19 protein-coding genes and 1 riboswitch are annotated in these 16,227 nt (G+C 68.9%); of the genes, 6 read left to right on the top strand and 13 right to left on the bottom strand.

What is annotated here, in order from left to right; genetic code table 11:
- From dapE to dapD, 4 genes are all read right to left on the bottom strand, one after another.
- Window positions 1–1,161 (bottom strand): succinyl-diaminopimelate desuccinylase, encoded by a 1,161-nt coding sequence (gene dapE / locus ACT6XY_RS10430; RefSeq protein ID WP_444748272.1) that lies wholly within the window; start codon window positions 1,159–1,161, stop codon window positions 1–3.
- A 13-nt stretch (window positions 1,162–1,174) separates the two neighbouring features.
- Entirely contained in the window at window positions 1,175–1,630 is a 456-nt protein-coding gene (locus ACT6XY_RS10425) for a DUF805 domain-containing protein (protein WP_444748271.1), read from the bottom strand.
- Window positions 1,631–1,709: 79 nt separating this feature from the next.
- A complete protein-coding gene (locus ACT6XY_RS10420; RefSeq protein ID WP_444748270.1) occupies window positions 1,710–2,177 on the bottom strand; it encodes a DUF805 domain-containing protein in 468 nt (155 codons plus the stop codon).
- Between the two features lie 22 nt (window positions 2,178–2,199).
- Entirely contained in the window at window positions 2,200–3,042 is an 843-nt protein-coding gene (gene dapD / locus ACT6XY_RS10415; protein ID WP_444748269.1) for a 2,3,4,5-tetrahydropyridine-2,6-dicarboxylate N-succinyltransferase, read from the bottom strand.
- 190 nt (window positions 3,043–3,232) lie between these two features.
- On the opposite strand from dapD, the gene ACT6XY_RS10410 reads away from it, so the two are divergent.
- Window positions 3,233–4,510 (top strand): hemolysin family protein, encoded by a 1,278-nt coding sequence (locus tag ACT6XY_RS10410; protein WP_444748268.1) that lies wholly within the window; start codon window positions 3,233–3,235, stop codon window positions 4,508–4,510.
- Window positions 4,511–4,634: 124 nt separating this feature from the next.
- On the top strand, window positions 4,635–5,171 hold the full coding sequence (locus tag ACT6XY_RS10405) for a VOC family protein (RefSeq protein WP_444748267.1): 537 nt from the start codon (window positions 4,635–4,637) through the stop codon (window positions 5,169–5,171).
- Between the two features lie 4 nt (window positions 5,172–5,175).
- Here ACT6XY_RS10405 and ACT6XY_RS10400 read toward each other — a convergent pair whose 3' ends face one another.
- Entirely contained in the window at window positions 5,176–6,186 is a 1,011-nt protein-coding gene (locus ACT6XY_RS10400; RefSeq protein ID WP_444748266.1) for an NADP-dependent oxidoreductase, read from the bottom strand.
- A gap of 243 nt (window positions 6,187–6,429) precedes the next feature.
- Here ACT6XY_RS10400 and ACT6XY_RS10395 point away from each other — a divergent pair, with 243 nt between their 5' ends.
- The 3 genes from ACT6XY_RS10395 to ACT6XY_RS10385 all read left to right on the top strand — a co-directional run bounded on the left by ACT6XY_RS10395 (window position 6,430) and on the right by ACT6XY_RS10385 (window position 8,480).
- Window positions 6,430–7,011: a hypothetical protein gene (locus ACT6XY_RS10395; RefSeq protein ID WP_444748265.1), complete on the top strand. Its 582-nt coding sequence runs from the start codon at window positions 6,430–6,432 to the stop codon at window positions 7,009–7,011.
- Window positions 7,012–7,402: 391 nt separating this feature from the next.
- Window positions 7,403–8,062 (top strand): hypothetical protein, encoded by a 660-nt coding sequence (locus ACT6XY_RS10390; RefSeq protein WP_444748264.1) that lies wholly within the window; start codon window positions 7,403–7,405, stop codon window positions 8,060–8,062.
- 1 nt (window position 8,063) lies between these two features.
- On the top strand, window positions 8,064–8,480 hold the full coding sequence (locus tag ACT6XY_RS10385; protein WP_444748263.1) for a hypothetical protein: 417 nt from the start codon (window positions 8,064–8,066) through the stop codon (window positions 8,478–8,480).
- A 91-nt stretch (window positions 8,481–8,571) separates the two neighbouring features.
- Here the strand turns inward: ACT6XY_RS10385 and ACT6XY_RS10380 are convergent, their stop codons facing one another.
- The 8 genes from ACT6XY_RS10380 to rph form a co-directional block, all read right to left on the bottom strand.
- Window positions 8,572–9,189 carry a class I SAM-dependent methyltransferase gene (locus tag ACT6XY_RS10380; RefSeq protein WP_444748262.1) on the bottom strand — a complete coding sequence of 206 codons (618 nt, stop codon included), beginning with the start codon at window positions 9,187–9,189 and terminating at the stop codon, window positions 8,572–8,574.
- A gap of 37 nt (window positions 9,190–9,226) precedes the next feature.
- Window positions 9,227–9,535: a hypothetical protein gene (locus tag ACT6XY_RS10375; RefSeq protein ID WP_444748261.1), complete on the bottom strand. Its 309-nt coding sequence runs from the start codon at window positions 9,533–9,535 to the stop codon at window positions 9,227–9,229.
- 115 nt (window positions 9,536–9,650) lie between these two features.
- A complete protein-coding gene (locus ACT6XY_RS10370; RefSeq protein WP_444748260.1) occupies window positions 9,651–10,163 on the bottom strand; it encodes a hypothetical protein in 513 nt (170 codons plus the stop codon).
- Window positions 10,164–10,230: 67 nt separating this feature from the next.
- On the bottom strand, window positions 10,231–10,743 hold the full coding sequence (locus ACT6XY_RS10365) for a hypothetical protein (RefSeq protein WP_444748259.1): 513 nt from the start codon (window positions 10,741–10,743) through the stop codon (window positions 10,231–10,233).
- A gap of 318 nt (window positions 10,744–11,061) precedes the next feature.
- Window positions 11,062–12,960: a phosphomethylpyrimidine synthase ThiC gene (gene thiC, locus ACT6XY_RS10360; protein ID WP_444748258.1), complete on the bottom strand. Its 1,899-nt coding sequence runs from the start codon at window positions 12,958–12,960 to the stop codon at window positions 11,062–11,064.
- 21 nt (window positions 12,961–12,981) lie between these two features.
- Window positions 12,982–13,383 carry a hypothetical protein gene (locus ACT6XY_RS10355; protein WP_444748257.1) on the bottom strand — a complete coding sequence of 134 codons (402 nt, stop codon included), beginning with the start codon at window positions 13,381–13,383 and terminating at the stop codon, window positions 12,982–12,984.
- Window positions 13,377–13,501: riboswitch (TPP riboswitch) on the bottom strand. Its footprint overlaps the gene before it by 7 nt.
- A gap of 57 nt (window positions 13,502–13,558) precedes the next feature.
- Complete coding sequence (locus ACT6XY_RS10350) at window positions 13,559–14,194, bottom strand: non-canonical purine NTP pyrophosphatase (RefSeq protein WP_444748256.1); 636 nt, start codon at window positions 14,192–14,194, stop codon at window positions 13,559–13,561.
- Window positions 14,191–14,904, bottom strand: coding sequence for a ribonuclease PH (gene rph, locus ACT6XY_RS10345; protein ID WP_444748255.1), 714 nt, complete (start codon window positions 14,902–14,904; stop codon window positions 14,191–14,193). Before rph ends, ACT6XY_RS10350 begins: the two co-directional genes overlap by 4 nt.
- 193 nt (window positions 14,905–15,097) lie before the next feature.
- On the opposite strand from rph, the gene hrcA reads away from it, so the two are divergent.
- Complete coding sequence (hrcA, locus tag ACT6XY_RS10340; RefSeq protein WP_444748285.1) at window positions 15,098–16,177, top strand: heat-inducible transcriptional repressor HrcA; 1,080 nt, start codon at window positions 15,098–15,100, stop codon at window positions 16,175–16,177.
- Window positions 16,178–16,227: the final 50 nt, after the last annotated feature.

Raw genomic sequence — 16,227 nt, 5'->3', positions numbered from 1 at the left:
TCAGGCTGCGAAATAGCGGTCGATGATCCGCCGGTAGACGGCGGTGAGGGCGGTCAGGTCGGCGACCGGCACGCGCTCGTCCACCGCGTGCATCGTCTGCCCGACGAGGCCGAACTCGATGACGGGGCAGTAGTCCTTGATGAAGCGGGCATCCGAGGTGCCGCCGGAGGTGGAGAGCTCCGGCTGCCGCCCCGTGACCTCGGCGATCGCCTCGCTGACCATTGCGACGAAGGGGCCGGGCTTCGTGATGAAGCTCTGCGAATTGCCGCGGGCCCAGGTCACCGCCGCGGTGATGCCGGGCTTCGCGGCTGCGGCGGCGATCCCCTCGATCCAGGCCTTCAGCCCGTCGAGCGTGTGCTCGTCGTTGAAGCGGATGTTGAAGCGGCCGGTGGCGGTCTGGGGGATGACGTTGGTGGCGGCGTTGCCGACGTCCACCGAGGTGATGGCGAGGTTCGACGGCTGAAAATGGGCGTTTCCGGCGTCGAGCGGCCGTTCCGTCAGCCGGGCGAGGATGTCCAGCAGCACGGGAATGGGGTTGGCTGCGCGGTCGGGATAGGCGACGTGGCCCTGCCGGCCCTCGACGGTGACGATGGCGGAGAGCGAGCCGCGGCGGCCGATCTTGATCATGTCGCCGAGGGCTTCCGGATTGCTCGGCTCGCCGACGATGCAATGGTCGAAGCGCTCGCCGCGGGCATGGGCCCATTCCAGCACCTTCATCGTGCCGTTGACGGAGGGGCCCTCCTCGTCGCCGGTGATGAGGAAGCCGATGGAGCCCTTCGGCCGGCCTCCGTTCGCCGAGAGGTGGTCGAGGGTCGCGGCCAGGAAACAGGCGATGCCGCCCTTCATGTCCACGGCGCCGCGGCCAAAGAGCTCGCCGTCGGCGATCTCGCCTTCGAAGGGGCCGTAGCGCCACGCCGCGGCGTCGCCGGGCGGCACCACGTCGGTATGGCCGGCGAAGAGGAGATAGGGCGCCTCCGAGCCGATGCGGGCGTAGAGGTTCTCCACGTCCGGCGTGCCGGGCTCGGAGAAGGTGATGCGCTCGACCGTGAACCCGGCGGGCCCGAGCACCGCCTCCAGTGCCGAGAGGGCGCCGCCCTCCGCGGGGGTGACGGAGGGGCAGCGAAGGAGGGCGCGCGTCAGCGCGACCGGATCAGCACGCATGCGGGAGACGTCCTCAGGCAGCCGGCACCGACAGCGGGTCCGGTCCGTAGCGGTTGGGGCCACGCGTGCCCTGGAAGAAGCCGAGATCGACCAGCGCCCAGAGACCCGCAACGGCGATGGCGAGGGAGAAGAGCATGGACAGGAGGCTCGGGCCGCCGACCTCGATCGGGATGACCATGTTCTTGATCTGGAAGGCGATGTTGAGCGCCATCAGCGCCTGGACGTAGGTCTGGGGATAGTCGCGGTCGTTGGACCGCTTCACCAGCAGGAAATAGGCCGGCAGCGTCATGGCGAGGCCGACGAGGCCGGCGAGGATGGCGGCGCCCCAGATGCCGGCGGCGGCCCAGCCGACCAGGCCGGCGACGAAGCCGAGCACGATGTTGGCGACGATGAGGATGACCATGCCGATCCAGAAGTCCTGGCGGCCGATCCGGCCATCGCCGTTCAGGAAGAGGTGTTGCAAGTTCATGTCAGGTCTCTGCGCTCCCCCGCCGCCGAGACTGGCGGGCGGTGGGGCCAAGGTCAACGCCCAAGGTTTCAAGGGCATGTCATGCGAGGGGGTCCGGCCCGTAACGATTGTCCCCCGTCTCGCCGCGCAGGAGGCCGAGATCGATGACGAGGGCGATCAGCGCCACCAGGACCCAGAGGCCGAGGACGGAGAGGACCGGGCCCATGGGGCCGACGGAATCGAAATAGCCGAGCACCTGAAGGAGGCTGACGAGGAAGGCCGGCAGGAACAGGAAGAGCAGGTAGAGGTCGGAATGGCCGCGGTCATGGGCGCGCTTGATGGCGAGCGCCAGCGATGGATAGAGGAAGGCGAGGCCGACGACGGCGGCGGCCGGGTGGCCGCCCGCATCCATGGCGAGGCGATCGCCGATGAAGGCGAAGACGTTGAGCACCACCGCCGCCACCCAGAAGGGCAGGCGGGGGATGCGGCCCTCGAAGCTCAGGAACAGATGGGCCCAGACGGCGGGCTCCAGCCAGACCTGCCGGTCGGTCCAGTCGATCCTGGCCATGGCGGGAGCCTTCTCTCGGCGGTCAGTCGCGCAGCAGTTCGTTGATGCCGGTCTTGGAGCGGGTCTTCTCGTCGACGGTCTTCATGATGACGGCGCAGTAGGTGGAGGGGCCCCAGTTCTCGCCCGGCAGGGCCTTGCCGGGCAGGGAGCCGGAGACCACCACCGAATAGGGCGGCACGCGGCCAACATGGATCTCGCCGGTCTGGCGGTCGACGATCTTGGTGGAGGAGGACAGGAACACGCCCATCGAGATGACCGAGCCCTCGCCGACCACGACGCCCTCGACCACCTCGGAGCGGGCGCCGATGAAGCAGTTGTCCTCGATGATGGTGGGGTTGGCCTGCAGCGGCTCCAGTACGCCGCCGATGCCGACGCCGCCGGAGAGGTGGACGTTCTTGCCGATCTGGGCGCAGGAGCCGACGGTGGCCCAGGTGTCGACCATGGTGCCCTCGTCGACATAGGCGCCCAGATTGACGAAGGAGGGCATCAGCACGACGTTCCTGGCGATGAAGGCCGAGCGGCGCACGACGCAGTTCGGCACGGCGCGGAAGCCGGCCTTGCCGAATTCGGCGGCGCCCCAGCCGTCGAACTTCGAGGGCACCTTGTCCCACCAGGACGAGCCGCCTGGGCCGCCGGCGATGGTCGTCATGTCGTTGAGGCGGAAGGAGAGCAGCACCGCCTTCTTCAGCCACTGGTGCACCACCCACTCGCCGGTCTCCTTCGAGGCGACCCGCAGCGTGCCGGTGTCGAGGAGGTTCAGGGCGGTCTCGACGGCCTCGCGCACCTCGCCCTTCGTGCCCGCATTGACGTCGGCGCGGTTGTCGAAGGCGGTCTCGATGACGGACTGGAGCTGGGCGTGGGACATGGCGGGTTCCGCGTGGCGTCAGGGTGGGTCGCGCCTTGTCCCCGTGCCGTCAGGTCCTGTCAAGCGAGCCTCCCGCCGCAGCGGCGATGCGGCCTGTGCCGGGGCATGGTGCGCGGACCCCCCTCTCCTGTATGAAGGGGTCAGAAGCGGGCCGATAGGGAGTGCGGCTGCCGCAGCATGTGAGAGATCCTTGTTCCTCGAGATTGCGATCATCCTGGTCCTGACGCTGGTGAACGGCGTCCTGGCCATGTCCGAACTGGCGGTGGTTTCATCCCGTCCCGCGCGTCTCAGGGTCTACAGCGAGCAGGGCAGCAAGGGCGCCGCGACGGCGCTTCAACTCGCCGAGCATCCCGGCCGCTTTCTCTCCACCGTTCAGATCGGCATCACCCTGGTGGGTGTCCTCTCCGGCGCCTTTTCCGGTGCGACCCTCGGCGTGCGCGCGGCGGCCGGCCTCCAGAGCCTCGGCGTGCCCACGGTGGCGGCGGAATGGCTCGGCGTCGTCGCCGTCGTCGTCCTCATCACCTATCTGTCGCTGATCATCGGCGAACTTGTCCCGAAGCAGATCGCCCTGCGCAATCCCGAGCGCGTCGCCGCCGTGGTCGCACCGGCCATGGCGCTGCTGTCGCGGGTCGCGGCCCCCCTCGTCTGGCTGCTCGACCGGTCCGGCAAGCTCGTCCTGGCGGTGCTCGGTCAGAAGGCGGAAGGCGGCGAGAAGGTCACCGAGGAAGAGGTGAAGACCATCATCGCCGAAGCCGAGACCGCCGGCGTGATCGCCCCCGCCGAGGGCGAGATGATTGCGGGCGTCATGCGCCTCGCCGACCGCAACGCCAGCGCCCTGATGACGCCGCGCCGGGAGGTGGAGATGATCAATCTCGCCGAAGCGCCCGAGACCCTGCGCGAAAGGCTGCGCATCACCCGCCGCTCGCGCCTGCCGGTGCAGGACGGCGACGCCGATTCCATCATCGGTGTGGTGCTGGTGAAGGATCTGATCGAGGCCTTCGCGGGGCGCCAGCGGCCCGACGTCGCCGCCCTGGTGCAGGAGGCCCCCGTCGTGCTTGACCGCACGCCCGCCCTCGACGTGCTCCGGACGCTGAGGGCGGCCAGCGCCCACATGACGCTGGTCTTCGACGAATACGGACATTTCGAGGGGATCATCACCGCCACCGACGTGCTGGAAGCCATCGTCGGCGCCCTGCCCGACGAGGATGACGAGGAGCCGGCCATCGTGACGCGCGCCGACGGGTCGCTCCTGATCGCCGGCTGGCTGGCGGCGGACGAGTTCGCCATGCAACTCGGCGTGCCGGTGGACCGCGACGGGGACTTCCACACGGTGGCGGGTTTCGTGCTGCACGAGATGCAGCGGCTTCCGGCCGTCGGCGAAGGCTTCGACAAGGCGGGCTGGCGCTTCGAGGTGGTCGACCTCGACGGGCGGCGGATCGACAAGATCCTGGCGACGCGGCTCGCCTGACCGGCAAGGCCGGTTTGCAGCGATGCACGAATGGGCTTGCCCCCCTCGCGGCGCGGCCCGCCACGTCGCATGTGGAGAGGGACAGCGGCCGCCGGCCGCTCCACCCCAGCCCGGAGGGCCCCCCATGACCACCGCGACCGCCGCAACCCTCACGCCCGCCGAACGCCATCCCGATCCGGTGGCCGCCGGCACCCGCATCGGCCACGTCCACCTCAAGGTCGCCGATCTCGACCGGGCGCTGGCGTTCTACCGCGACGTGCTCGGCTTCGAGGTGATGCAGCGCTACGGCGACCAGGCGGTGTTCCTCTCGGCCGGCGGCTATCACCACCATCTCGGCCTCAACACCTGGGAGAGCAAGGGCGGACGTCCGCCCGCCCCCGGCACGACCGGCCTCTTCCACACCGCCATCCTCTATCCCGACCGCGCGGCGCTCGCCGATGCGCTGCGCCGGCTCGTCGAGGCCGGCATCCGCCTCGACGGCGCCAGCGACCACGGTGTTTCCGAGGCCCTCTACCTCTCCGACCCCGACGGCAACGGCGTCGAGCTCTACCGCGACCGTCCGCAAGCCGAATGGCCGCGCAATCCGGACGGCACGCTCGCCATGGTGACCAAGCGGCTCGACCTCAACGCGCTGCTGGCCGAGGCGCCGGCGAAGGGCTGAGCGCTCAGCCGTGCAGGCGAATGAGCCGCTTGCCGCGGTTGTCGCCGCGATAGAGCGAGGCGATGGCGTCGGGGGCGGCCTCGATCCCCTCGAGGATGTCCTCGGCGTAGCGGAGCTGCCCGGAGCGGATCCAGCCCGCCAGCCGCGCCAGCGCCTCGCCGTAGCGGTGCGCGTAGTCGAAGGCGAGGACGCCCTGCATGCGGGCGCGCTTGACGAGAAGATGCCGCTCGGGGCGCGGGCCCGTCGGCCAGGGGTCCCAGGACGAGACCGAGGCCGTGCCGCAGATGACGACGCGGGCGCCCATGGCGAGGTTTGGCAGCACCGCGTCGGAGATCGGCCCCGAGGTGTTGTCGAAATAGACGTCGACGCCGCCGGGGCAGGCCTTCGCCACCGCGCCGGCGATGTCGTTCACCGCCTTGTAGTCGATGGCCGCGTCATAGCCGAACTCGTCGACGCACTGGGCGACCTTCTCGGGCCCGCCGGCGATGCCGACCGTGCGGCAGCCCATGAGCTTGGCGATCTGCCCGACCGCCGAGCCGACCGAGCCGCTCGCGGTGGACACCACCACCGTGTCGCCGGGCTTCGGGGCGCCGACGTCGAGGAGGCCGAAGTAGGCGGTGATGCCGTTGAGGCCGAGGACGCCGAGGGAGGTGGAGAGCGGCAGGTCGCTCTCGGTCACCTTGCGGGTGACGGCGGAGGCGGGGACCACGGCCAGCTCCTGCCAGCCGAACATGCCTGTGACCTTGGTCCCGGGGGCATAGCCCGGATGCTCCGAGGCGACGACCTCGCCGGAGGCGAAGGAGCGCATGACCTCGCCGATGCCGACAGGCTGGGCATAGTTCGCCACCGCCGAGACCCAGCCCCGCATGGCCGGCTCGACCGAGAGGAACTGGTTGCGCACCAGGATCTCGCCGGGCTTCAGCGCCGCCGGCTCATAGGCCTCGATGCGGAAGTGCTCAGCCTGCGGAATGCCGTCCGGGCGGGCGGCGAGGACGACGCGGCGGGAGGTGGGCATGGGGGTGCTCGCGGCTGACGGGGAGGAGAAGAGAAGCATGGACAGGCCGGCGGCGATATATGGCGGGTGGCCCCTGACGACGCCGTCAGGGGTGGCCCCAGGTCAGGCATGTCACGGATGAGACGCTCGCTTGACTTCAAACAGAACATATGCGGAACATAATCAATCTCAGGTTGCATGCACGTCCCAGATCTCTTGTCCGCTCGCGAACCACGGTTCGCGAACGAGGGGAGGGCTTTTGCCATGACGGCCCGCAAGGAAAGCCTCATCCATGCCCATTGCGACGGTGTGGACTACACCTTCGTGAAAGCCAATCGGATCTCATATGCCTGGTTTGGTGGGCCGCTCGACCATGAGGTGACCGGTCTCGAGCATGGCCCGCGCAAGCTCCACTTCATCGGGCAGCTCGGCCGCCGGGCAATTCCGAGCCTGGGAAGCACCACCATCTTCGAGCTTCCGCTGGTCTACGGCATGTGTTTCAACGGCGGGGACATCACCTACCGGCTCGCCGGCTTCCGCAAGATCGAGGTGCTCGGGATGTCGGAGAGACGGTCGCTGGAGGACTGGCCCTATGCCGGCTTTCCCGATCTCCTGCCCTACGTCCCGCTGGAGCGCGCGGCCGCCACGCCGCGCAGCTATGCCGATTTCGCCAAGCGCTTCCCCAACATGCCGGACCGCCCGGAGGGGCAGTTGATCGTCTGCGTGCCACCACCGGCGACCATCGGCCTGTCGCTGTGGGGGCAAGGTGACCCCGAGGGCGTCACCATCGTCTTCGACTGCGACGTTAAGACCGGGACGGTGCACGCCTACAACGTCACGACGTGATTTGGGACGTCGGCGACGCTGCGCGTGTCTTTCGACGCTGCCGAGCATCAAACGGACTGGCGCTTCCCCTCCCCCGCTTGCGGAGGGGAGGGGTCAGGGGTGGGGGGTGCGACGGCTTGACCGGACTGCGGATGAGCCCCCCACCCAGCCCTCCCCTGCACTCGGGCCAACCTCCGCTGGGCGGGGGGAGGGCATCGATGCCCGTCGGCGCGCCGCTTCAATCGATTGGCAGACGTCGCCGGAGGGCGTCCGGAAGTCTCGCGGCGCCATCAGACGCGAGCGCTTCCCCTCGCCCCGCTTGCGGAGGAGACAACCCGCGGTCAAATAGGAAAATATGCTTTACATAGGACAAGGAACATAGTAGGAACAGTTCCATCACCGGAGTTGGTCGATGGGACAAACGAACGTCGATTGGAGGAGTGTCCGGGCCGAGGCCGAAGAGCTCGCAGCCTGGAAGCGTTTCGCACTGTTGCTGGCATCGGCCCGCCGGGACATCCTGCAGTTCAAGGCGCAGGTTCAGGGCTTGCGCCTTGCCCGGGCGATGGAGGCGTTTGGTCGGGCCGCCAGCGAACGGGCGTTCAATCCCGATCAACCAAGGGTTCCCGCAGGCAACCCGGACGGCGGGCAGTGGACGAGCGTGGTTGGCGGCGCTCTGGGGCCGAGCTCGGACGTCGATTCAGATGAGGCGGGCCAAGAATCAATCGACGTTGCAGCCGATGGTCATCATTTTGTGCCGCGCGCGCTCTTCGAAAAGGAAAATCTCTCACCCGAGACACGACGGGTCTTCGAAGATGCCAAGACAGGCCGCCTTCGCGGCGGCACTCACTATTTCGATGGCCCCCATCGGATCTACAATGCTGCTGTGACTGAACGGTATTCCGAATTTTTGAGGGAGAGAGGGTTACGCTCCGAGGACCTGACGCCAGCCCATGCCCGCCAGTTCGCGGACTCTATCCGAAATTCGACCGATCCTCGTATCCGTGACTTCAATCTATTCCTTTACAGGCGTGAGGCCTGGTACTGGATTCGTCGGCTTCGGCTGCGGGAGTGACATGATGAAATCTGACGCAGAACGAGATGTGGAGGCCAGTGCGTTCGAGAGTCTCTACCGTGAAGTGCTCCAAGTGCTGTCCTCCTTCGGCCGCCATGACGGACGGACGCCGGGAGACTACTATGTCCTTGGTGATTACTGGGGGCATCCCCAGGTGCTCGTCAACGCCAATCTGAAGATGCTTCGCGACGACGTGATAGGGGGCCTGCGTTTGCTGCTAGCCAGCCGACCGGGGTGGGAGATCGTTTTTGCCCTCTGGGAGCCCGGAACGGAAAAGACCTGGCCGCGGATGGGTGTCCGTATCCGCCGTGATGAGGTTCTCGATGGCCTGAGACGCGAATTTCTTCCCGACTCCTACCGCAGCTTTTCCTGCGCGGGCCTCAGGCCTCAGCGCCAGGACGAGATTCCGGTCCGGTAGGTCGTCGGCGTCGCGTGAATGGTGGCGTTCGGAGGAGGTAATGGATCGTCCGGGCAGTCGGCGTCCGCTTTGAGCGGATTTCCTGCCCCCTCTACTTCCTCCTCCCCGTCAGTCCGATCACCGCGGACATGCCGGAATGGCCGGCGCCTTCCTGCAGCTCCATCTCCTCCTCGGTGATGGAGAGATCCGCAAAGTCGCCGAAGGCCTCTTCCAGCATGGCGCGGGTGTAGAGATGCGCGAGGTCCTTCGGCCCGCCGGTGCCGTAATCTAGCTGCTTCGGCGTGTAGCCGACGACGATGAGGAGGCCGCCGGGTTTGAGCGCGCGGCGCATGCCCGCCCATTTCAGCGCCCGGCCCTCGGGCGGCGAGAACTGGGTGAAGATCTCCGCCACCACGTCGAATGCCGCTTCCGGATACGCCCAGGCATGGGCGTCCGCCTCGACGAGAGTGATGGCGACGCCGTGCCCGGCGGCCAGCGCCCGCGCCTTCGCCTGGGCCGTCGGCGAGAAGTCGGTGGAGACGACGTCGAGCCCCTGACGGGCGAGCCAGACGCCGTTGCGGCCCTCGCCATCCGCCACCGCCAGCGCCTTGCCGGACGCCGGCAGCAGCGGCTTGCAACGGACGAGGAAGGGGTTCGGCTCGCGGCCGAAGCGGAACTCCGCGCCGGCGAAGCGTTCTTCCCAGTGGTCGAAGCCGGGTGGTCTGGTCATGGCGGCGGTCCTCGTGTCGGGCCGCGCCATCATCGCCTCACCGTCGGCGAACGTCGATGCCCTGCTGGGCGCAGCGATGGGCGACGCCGGTGGTGTGGATCAGCGCCGCCCTGCGCATCATCTGGTCGGTCTGGCGCATGCACCAGGTCATGTGGGGACGGGGTTCGAGAATTTCCCGCGCGCGCTGCACGTCGCAGCCGAGGCCCTGGGCGCGCCGGATCTCCTGCACGGCCCAGTTGCCGTACTGGACGCAGGACATTTCCTCGTTGCTGAAGATCTGGGCGCCGGCGGCGGAGGGCATCAGCAGAGCGAGGGCGAGCGCGGCGGCGGTCGTGATGGCTTTCATGGGACGGGCTCCCGGTCGAGAGGTTTCGGCGTCGGGTGGGGTTGGTGGCAACAAGACCCGCCGGGCGGTGCGGCCGTCCGGCGGGAGCGCTGCACGTTGCGCGGTGGCTGTGGTCTCAGCAGGCCCGCAGGCGCTGGCGCCAGGCGCTCAGCGCGCCGTTGACCCGCTCCGGCGACTGCACCTGGCACCACTGGATGTGGTGGTTGCGGTTGCCGTGGCTGTTCCAGCCCCGGCAGGCCTGCTGCCGGGCCATCCGGTCGATACGGACCATTTCGTCGCCATAGGCGACGCAGCGGGAGGCGTCGGCGCGGGCGGCCGGGCTGCCGCCGGCGGCGAACTGGCAGGCCTGGAACCGCGTCTGCCAGTTGGAGATGGCCTGCTGCACCCGCTGCGGCGTCTGCGCCTGGCACCAGTTGTAGTGGCCGCCATAGTTGGAATGGCTGGTCCAGCCGGGGCAGCGCATCTGCCGGGCGCGCTGGTCCTGCGCGACCATGCTGTTGGCGTAGTCGGCGCAGCGGTCGCGCTGCGCCTCAGCCGGGGTGGGAGCGAGGGCACAGAGGGCCGCGAGCCCGAGGGCGGCGGCCACGACGAAAGCCCGCTTGATAGCGGCACGGGACGGGGTGAGCATAATCGTCTTCCGATGAGAGGATGATGTGGTGGGCCTGCCGGAGGCGTGGCCTCCGGCGCCGACGCCTTCAGGGCGCGCGGGTGACCGTGCAGCGGATGGAAATGACGGGATTCTGACAGCCGCCGCGGCGCCACTGCGTCACGGCGCCGTTGCCGTATTCGCCGCGCCAGTCCTCGTTCGGTCCGCAGTAGGAGCCGGCGGCGCCATGGGTGCAGCGGTCGGTCGCGACCCGGTAGACCCCGGAGCGCCAGGCGCCGCCCACCTGCACCCACTGGATGTTCCAGGCCGGACGGCCGGCGCCCGCGGCGGGGCTGCCGCTCGCCTGGAACTGGCAGCGCTGGAAGGCCGAGCCCCAGTCCGCCACCGCCTGCTGGACGCGCTGCGGCGTCTGCCGCAGGCACCAGTCGTAATGGGCCTGGTAGTTGGAATGGCCGGTCCAGCCGGTGCAGCGCTGCTGCCTGGCGCGCTGGTCGAAGGACATCTGCTGGTTCGCATAGTCGTTGCAGGCGTCGCGCTGGGCGGCGGCCGGGGTCGGGGCAAGGGAGACGAGAGCCGCGAGCAAGACAAGGGCGGCGGGCACGGCGAAAGTCCGCGCGCGGGGGGCACGATGGGAAATGAACACGGTGGTGATCCGCAATAGGGGACGTCGGGGTATCCCGGAAGGGTGCCCACCATCCTCCGGTTGTCGGAACCGTAGCGCGTTACCCACTGCCGCGAAAGATCGCAGAGGCTTCCGGAACGTAAGTGATGTTACGGAGATACCGGCAGCGGCGCGCGCTGCGCGTCGGATCGGGAGCCAAGCTCCCGACCCTCCCCTCCCCCGTTGCGGGGGAGGGGATCGTCCGAAATCGGCGCGTCCGCCTGAGCGGCCGGCCGCAGACTGCGGCCGACGCGGGCCTCACAGCACCTGGTTGCTGGCCTTCACCGCTTCCGCCGTCTCGACATAGACCTTGCCGCCCATGGCGCGGAACTTCTCCGACATCTGCGCCATGCCCTCCTCGGCCGTGACGGCGTCGGCGCCGGCCACCGCGCGCCGCTCGGGATCGTTGAGGGTCGCCGCATAGTCGCGCACGTCCTGGGTGATCTTCATCGAGCAGAACTTCGGGCCGCACATGGAGCAGAAGTGGGCGACCTTGTGGGCCTCCTTCGGCAGGGTCTCGTCGTGATAGGCGCGGGCGGTCTCGGGGTCGAGACCGAGGTTGAACTGGTCTTCCCAGCGGAAGTCGAAGCGGGCGCGGGAGAGCGCGTCGTCGCGCAGCTGTGCCGCCGGATGGCCCTTGCCGAGATCGGCGGCATGGGCCGCGATCTTGTAGGTGATGACGCCGACCTTCACGTCGTCGCGGTTGGGGAGCCCCAGGTGCTCCTTCGGCGTGACGTAGCAGAGCATGGCGCAGCCGAACCAGCCGATCATCGCCGCGCCGATGCCGGAGGTGATGTGGTCGTAGCCCGGCGCGATGTCGGTCGTCAGCGGTCCGAGGGTGTAGAAGGGGGCTTCGCCGCACTCCTTCAGCTGCTTGTCCATGTTGATCTTGATCTTGTGGATCGGCACGTGGCCGGGCCCCTCGATCATCACCTGGCAGCCCTTCTTCCAGGCGATCTGGGTGAGTTCGCCCAGGGTCTCCAGCTCGGCGAACTGGGCGGCGTCGTTGGCGTCGGCGATGGAGCCGGGGCGCAGGCCGTCACCCAGCGAGAACGAGACGTCGTAGCGCCGCATGATGTCGCAGATCTCGTCGAAATGCTCGTAGAGGAAGCTCTCGCGGTGATGGGCGAGGCACCACTTGGCCATGATCGAGCCGCCGCGCGACACGATGCCGGTGACGCGCTTGGCGGTGAGCGGCACGTAGGCGAGGCGCACGCCGGCATGGATGGTGAAATAGTCGACGCCCTGCTCGGCCTGCTCGATCAGCGTGTCGCGGAACAGCTCCCAGGTGAGCTTCACGGGGTCGCCGCCGCACTTCTCCAGCGCCTGGTAGATCGGCACCGTCCCGATCGGCACCGGCGAGTTGCGGATGATCCATTCGCGGGTGTTGTGGATGTTGCGCCCCGTCGACAGGTCCATGACCGTGTCGGCGCCCCAGCGGATCGACCAGACCAGCTTGTCCACCTCCTCCTCGATGGAGGATGAGACGGCGGAATTGCCGATATTGGCGTTGATCTTCACCAGGAAGTTGCGGCCGATGATCATCGGCTCGAGCTCGGGGTGGTTGATGTTCGCCGGGATGATGGCGCGGCCGCGGGCGATCTCGGAGCGGACGAACTCGGGGGTGATGAAGGCGGGAATCTCGGCGCCGAAGCTCTCGCCATCGGCGATCGCAGCCTGCGCCCCCTCCAGCATGGCCTTGCGGCCGAGGTTCTCGCGCTCCGCGACGTAGATCATCTCCTTGGTGATGATGCCGCGCCTCGCGAACTCGTACTGGGTGATCGGCGCATCGCCGACGCCGCGCATCGGCGGATTGGCGAGGGGGAAGGCGCGGGCGAGATGCTTGCCGGCGTTGCCGTTGTCCTCGGGTTTCACTTCGCGGCCGTCATAGGCCTCGACGCCACCGCGCTCGGCGACCCAGGCGGCACGGATACGGGAGAGGCCCTTCTCCACGTCGATGACGACGGTGGGGTCGGTGTAGGGGCCGGACGTGTCGTAGACGACGACGTTGGGCTCGCCGGCGCCGGCCTGCAGCTGGATCTCGCGCAGCGGCACGCGCAGGTCCGGGGCCGCCTCCGGCACGGCGAAGATCTTGGTGGAGGCGGGCAGCGGACCGGTGGTGACGGCGGCCTTGATGTCCTTGACGGGGGCGTTCATGCGGGGTCTCCCGAGGGCTTGTTATGGCGTGGATGTCTGCGGCCAGTAGCCGGCAATGGTGAGGATGGCGCCGAGGATCAGCCAGACGGCCGCGGCGACCTTCATGGTGCCTTCGCGCGGCATGAGGTGTCGGGCGACGCCGGCCGCCCAGTCGGGCGCGACGATGCGCCAGGCGCCGAGGACGAGGAGGGCGAGGCCGATCAGGGTGATGAGCATGCGCCAGTCGGCGCCGATCACCCGGTGCGACAGGAGGATGGCGAGGCCGGCCGGCATCATCAGGAGGCCGGAAAGAAGGATCAGGGCCGAGCTCTTGGCGAATTCATCGGCGATGATGCGGAAGGTGGTCGGATTCAGGGCGAGTCCCAGCCCGACGGCCAGCATGACCGGCCCGATCAGGCGCGCCAAATAGATCGAAGTCAGCATGTGCGTCCCATCCCTCCGCCGGCATGACCCGGATCAGGTTCAAGGGTCGCTGCGGAGTTCCGGAACGGGAACGGTGCGGCCTCTCAGCCCCCTCGTCGGGGCCCCCCTTGGACGGGACCCAATCTGGACACTTGGCCGGCGAAGTCAAGCGCGCGACGGCGGGGCAGTCCGGACCTCAGCCGCCGAAAACCGCCTTCTGCAGCGCGATGAAGGCGCGGGCGCGATGGGAGAGGCCTTCGCCCGCCGGCGGCAGGCCATGCTTCTGCTCCGCCGTCATCTCGCCGAAGGTGAGGGTATGGCCGTCGGGCAGGAACATCGGGTCGTAACCGAAACCCTTGGGGCCGCGCGGCGGCCAGGCGAGGGTGCCGAAGACGCGGCCCTCGAAGATGCGTTCGGAGCCGTCGGGGAAGGTCAGCGCCAGGGCGGAGACGAAATGCGCCCGCGCGCCGGCGGTGGTGACGTCGCGCAGGGTGAGCTCCCGGTCGACCCGCGCCATGGCGGCGGCGAAGTCGCGGGGCTGGCCGGCCCAGTCGGCGGTGAAGAGGCCGGGCGCACCGTCGAGCGCCTCGACGGCGAGGCCTGAATCGTCGGCGATGGCGGGAAGGCCGGTGGCGTCGGTCGCGGCGCGCGCCTTGATGGCGGCGTTCTCCGCATAGAGCGTGCCGGTCTCGGCCGGCTCTGGCAGCCCGAGTTCGCCGGCCGAGACGAGGTCGATGCCGTGGGGGCCGAGCAGGTCGCGGAATTCGGCGAGCTTGCCGGCATTGTGGGTGGCGACGACCAGCCGCGTGCCGGGGCCGAGCAGGCCGCTCATGCCACCGCCGTCTTCTGCAGGTCGACGAGGCGGGCGCAGCCGCCGCGGGCGAGGTCGAGGAGGTTCAGCAGCTCCTCCTGGCTGAAGGGGGTCTTCTCCGCCGTGCCCTGGATCTCGACGATGCCGCCGGAGCCGGTCATGACGAAATTGGCGTCGGTGTCGGCTTCCGAATCCTCGGCATAGTCGAGGTCGAGCACCGGCGTGCCCTGGTAGATGCCGCAGGACACCGCCGCGACGTGGTCGCGCAGCGGGCTCGTCTTCAGCATGGAGCGGGCGGTCATCCAGGCGATGCAGTCATGCAGCGCCACCCACGCGCCGGTGATGGCGGCGGTGCGGGTGCCGCCGTCGGCCTGGATCACGTCGCAGTCGACGGTGATCTGCCGCTCGCCGAGCGCCTGGAGATCGACGATGGTGCGGAGCGAGCGGCCAATGAGGCGCTGGATTTCCTGGGTGCGGCCGGAGGGCTTGCCCGAGGTCGACTCGCGGCGGGTCCGCTCAAGCGTTGCCCGCGGCAGCATCGAATATTCGGCGGTGACCCAGCCGCGGCCCTGGCCGCGCAGCCACGGCGGCGGCTTTTCCTCGAGCGAGGCCGTGCAGAGCACGTGGGTGTTGCCGAACTTCACGAAGCAGGAGCCCTCCGCATAGCGGGCGACGGCGCGCTCCAGCGAGACCGGGCGCAGCGCATCGGGGGCGCGTTTGGAGGGACGCATGGCGGATTCCGTTCCACGACAGGGGGTCGGCGGGTCATAGGGCCGAAAGGCCGGCACGGCAAGGACGGCGGGGGCCGGGCGGCGACTGCCGGGCTCCACTGCGGCAGATGGTGCTTGATCAATGCCGCGACTGCCACCAGATTTGCGCAGGAGGTTGCCCTTGTCCGCCGAGATCCCGCGCCCCGACCAGAAGCTGCAGGCGCTCGCCCAGTCCGCCGTGGCCAATTCAGCCCTGGCCAAGCTCGACGAGCGCTCGCGCGAGATCTTCCGCCAGATCGTCGAGAGCTATCTGGCGACCGGCGAGCCGGTAGGCTCTCGCAATCTGTCGAAGATCCTGCCCATGACCCTGTCGCCCGCCTCGGTGCGCAACGTCATGCAGGACCTCGAGGAGGCCGGCCTCATCTTTGCGCCGCACACCTCGGCCGGCCGCCTGCCGACGGAGACGGGCCTGCGCTTCTTCGTCGACGCGCTGATGCAGTTCGGCGACCTCGCGGTGGACGAGCGCAACGCGATCGAGGCGCAGGTCGCCGCCTCCGCCCGCGGCCAGTCCTTCGAATCGGTGCTCGCCGACGCGACCCAGCTCCTGTCGGGGCTGTCACGCGGCGCCGGCGTGGTGCTCACCTCGAAGAGCAACGTCAGGCTCAAGCACATCGAATTCGTCCGCATCGAGCCGGAGCGCGCCCTCGTCGTGCTCGTCTCCGAGGACGGTCAGGTGGAGAACCGCCTCGTGCCGATCCCGGCGGGCCTGCCGCCCTCCGCGCTGGTGGAGGCTTCGAACTTCCTCAACGCCCATATCCGCGGACGGACGCTCGCGGAAGCGCGGGTGGAGATGCAGAAGAGCCTCGATCAGGCCCGCAGCGAGCTGGACGGGCTGACGCAGAAACTGGTGGAGGCGGGCCTTGCCTCCTGGTCGGGCGGCGAGCCGACCGAGCGCAAGCTCATCGTCCGCGGCCAGGCGAACCTGCTGGGCGACCTGCGCGCCATGGAGGACCTGGAGCGCATCCGCCTGCTCTTCGACGATCTCGAATCGAAGCGCGACCTCGTCGACCTCCTCGGCCGGGCCGAGACCGCCGAGGGCGTGCGAATCTTCATCGGCTCGGAGAACAAGCTGTTCTCGCTGTCGGGCTCGTCCATGGTGGTGGCGCCCTATCACGACAGCCAGAGCCGCATCGTCGGCGTGCTCGGCGTCATCGGCCCGACGCGGCTGAACTATGCCCGCATCGTGCCGATGGTGGACTACACGGCCCGGGTCCTGTCGCGTCTCATCACCTGAGCGCCTCTGCCTCATTGTCGCCGGGCTGCAATCGGACCATGCTTCCTTGC

The organism is Phreatobacter sp., assembly GCF_052440005.1.
Classification (GTDB): domain Bacteria; phylum Pseudomonadota; class Alphaproteobacteria; order Rhizobiales; family Phreatobacteraceae; genus Phreatobacter.
Note: the sequence above shows the minus strand (reverse complement) of the source record. Positions and strands in the feature narration are given on the sequence as shown.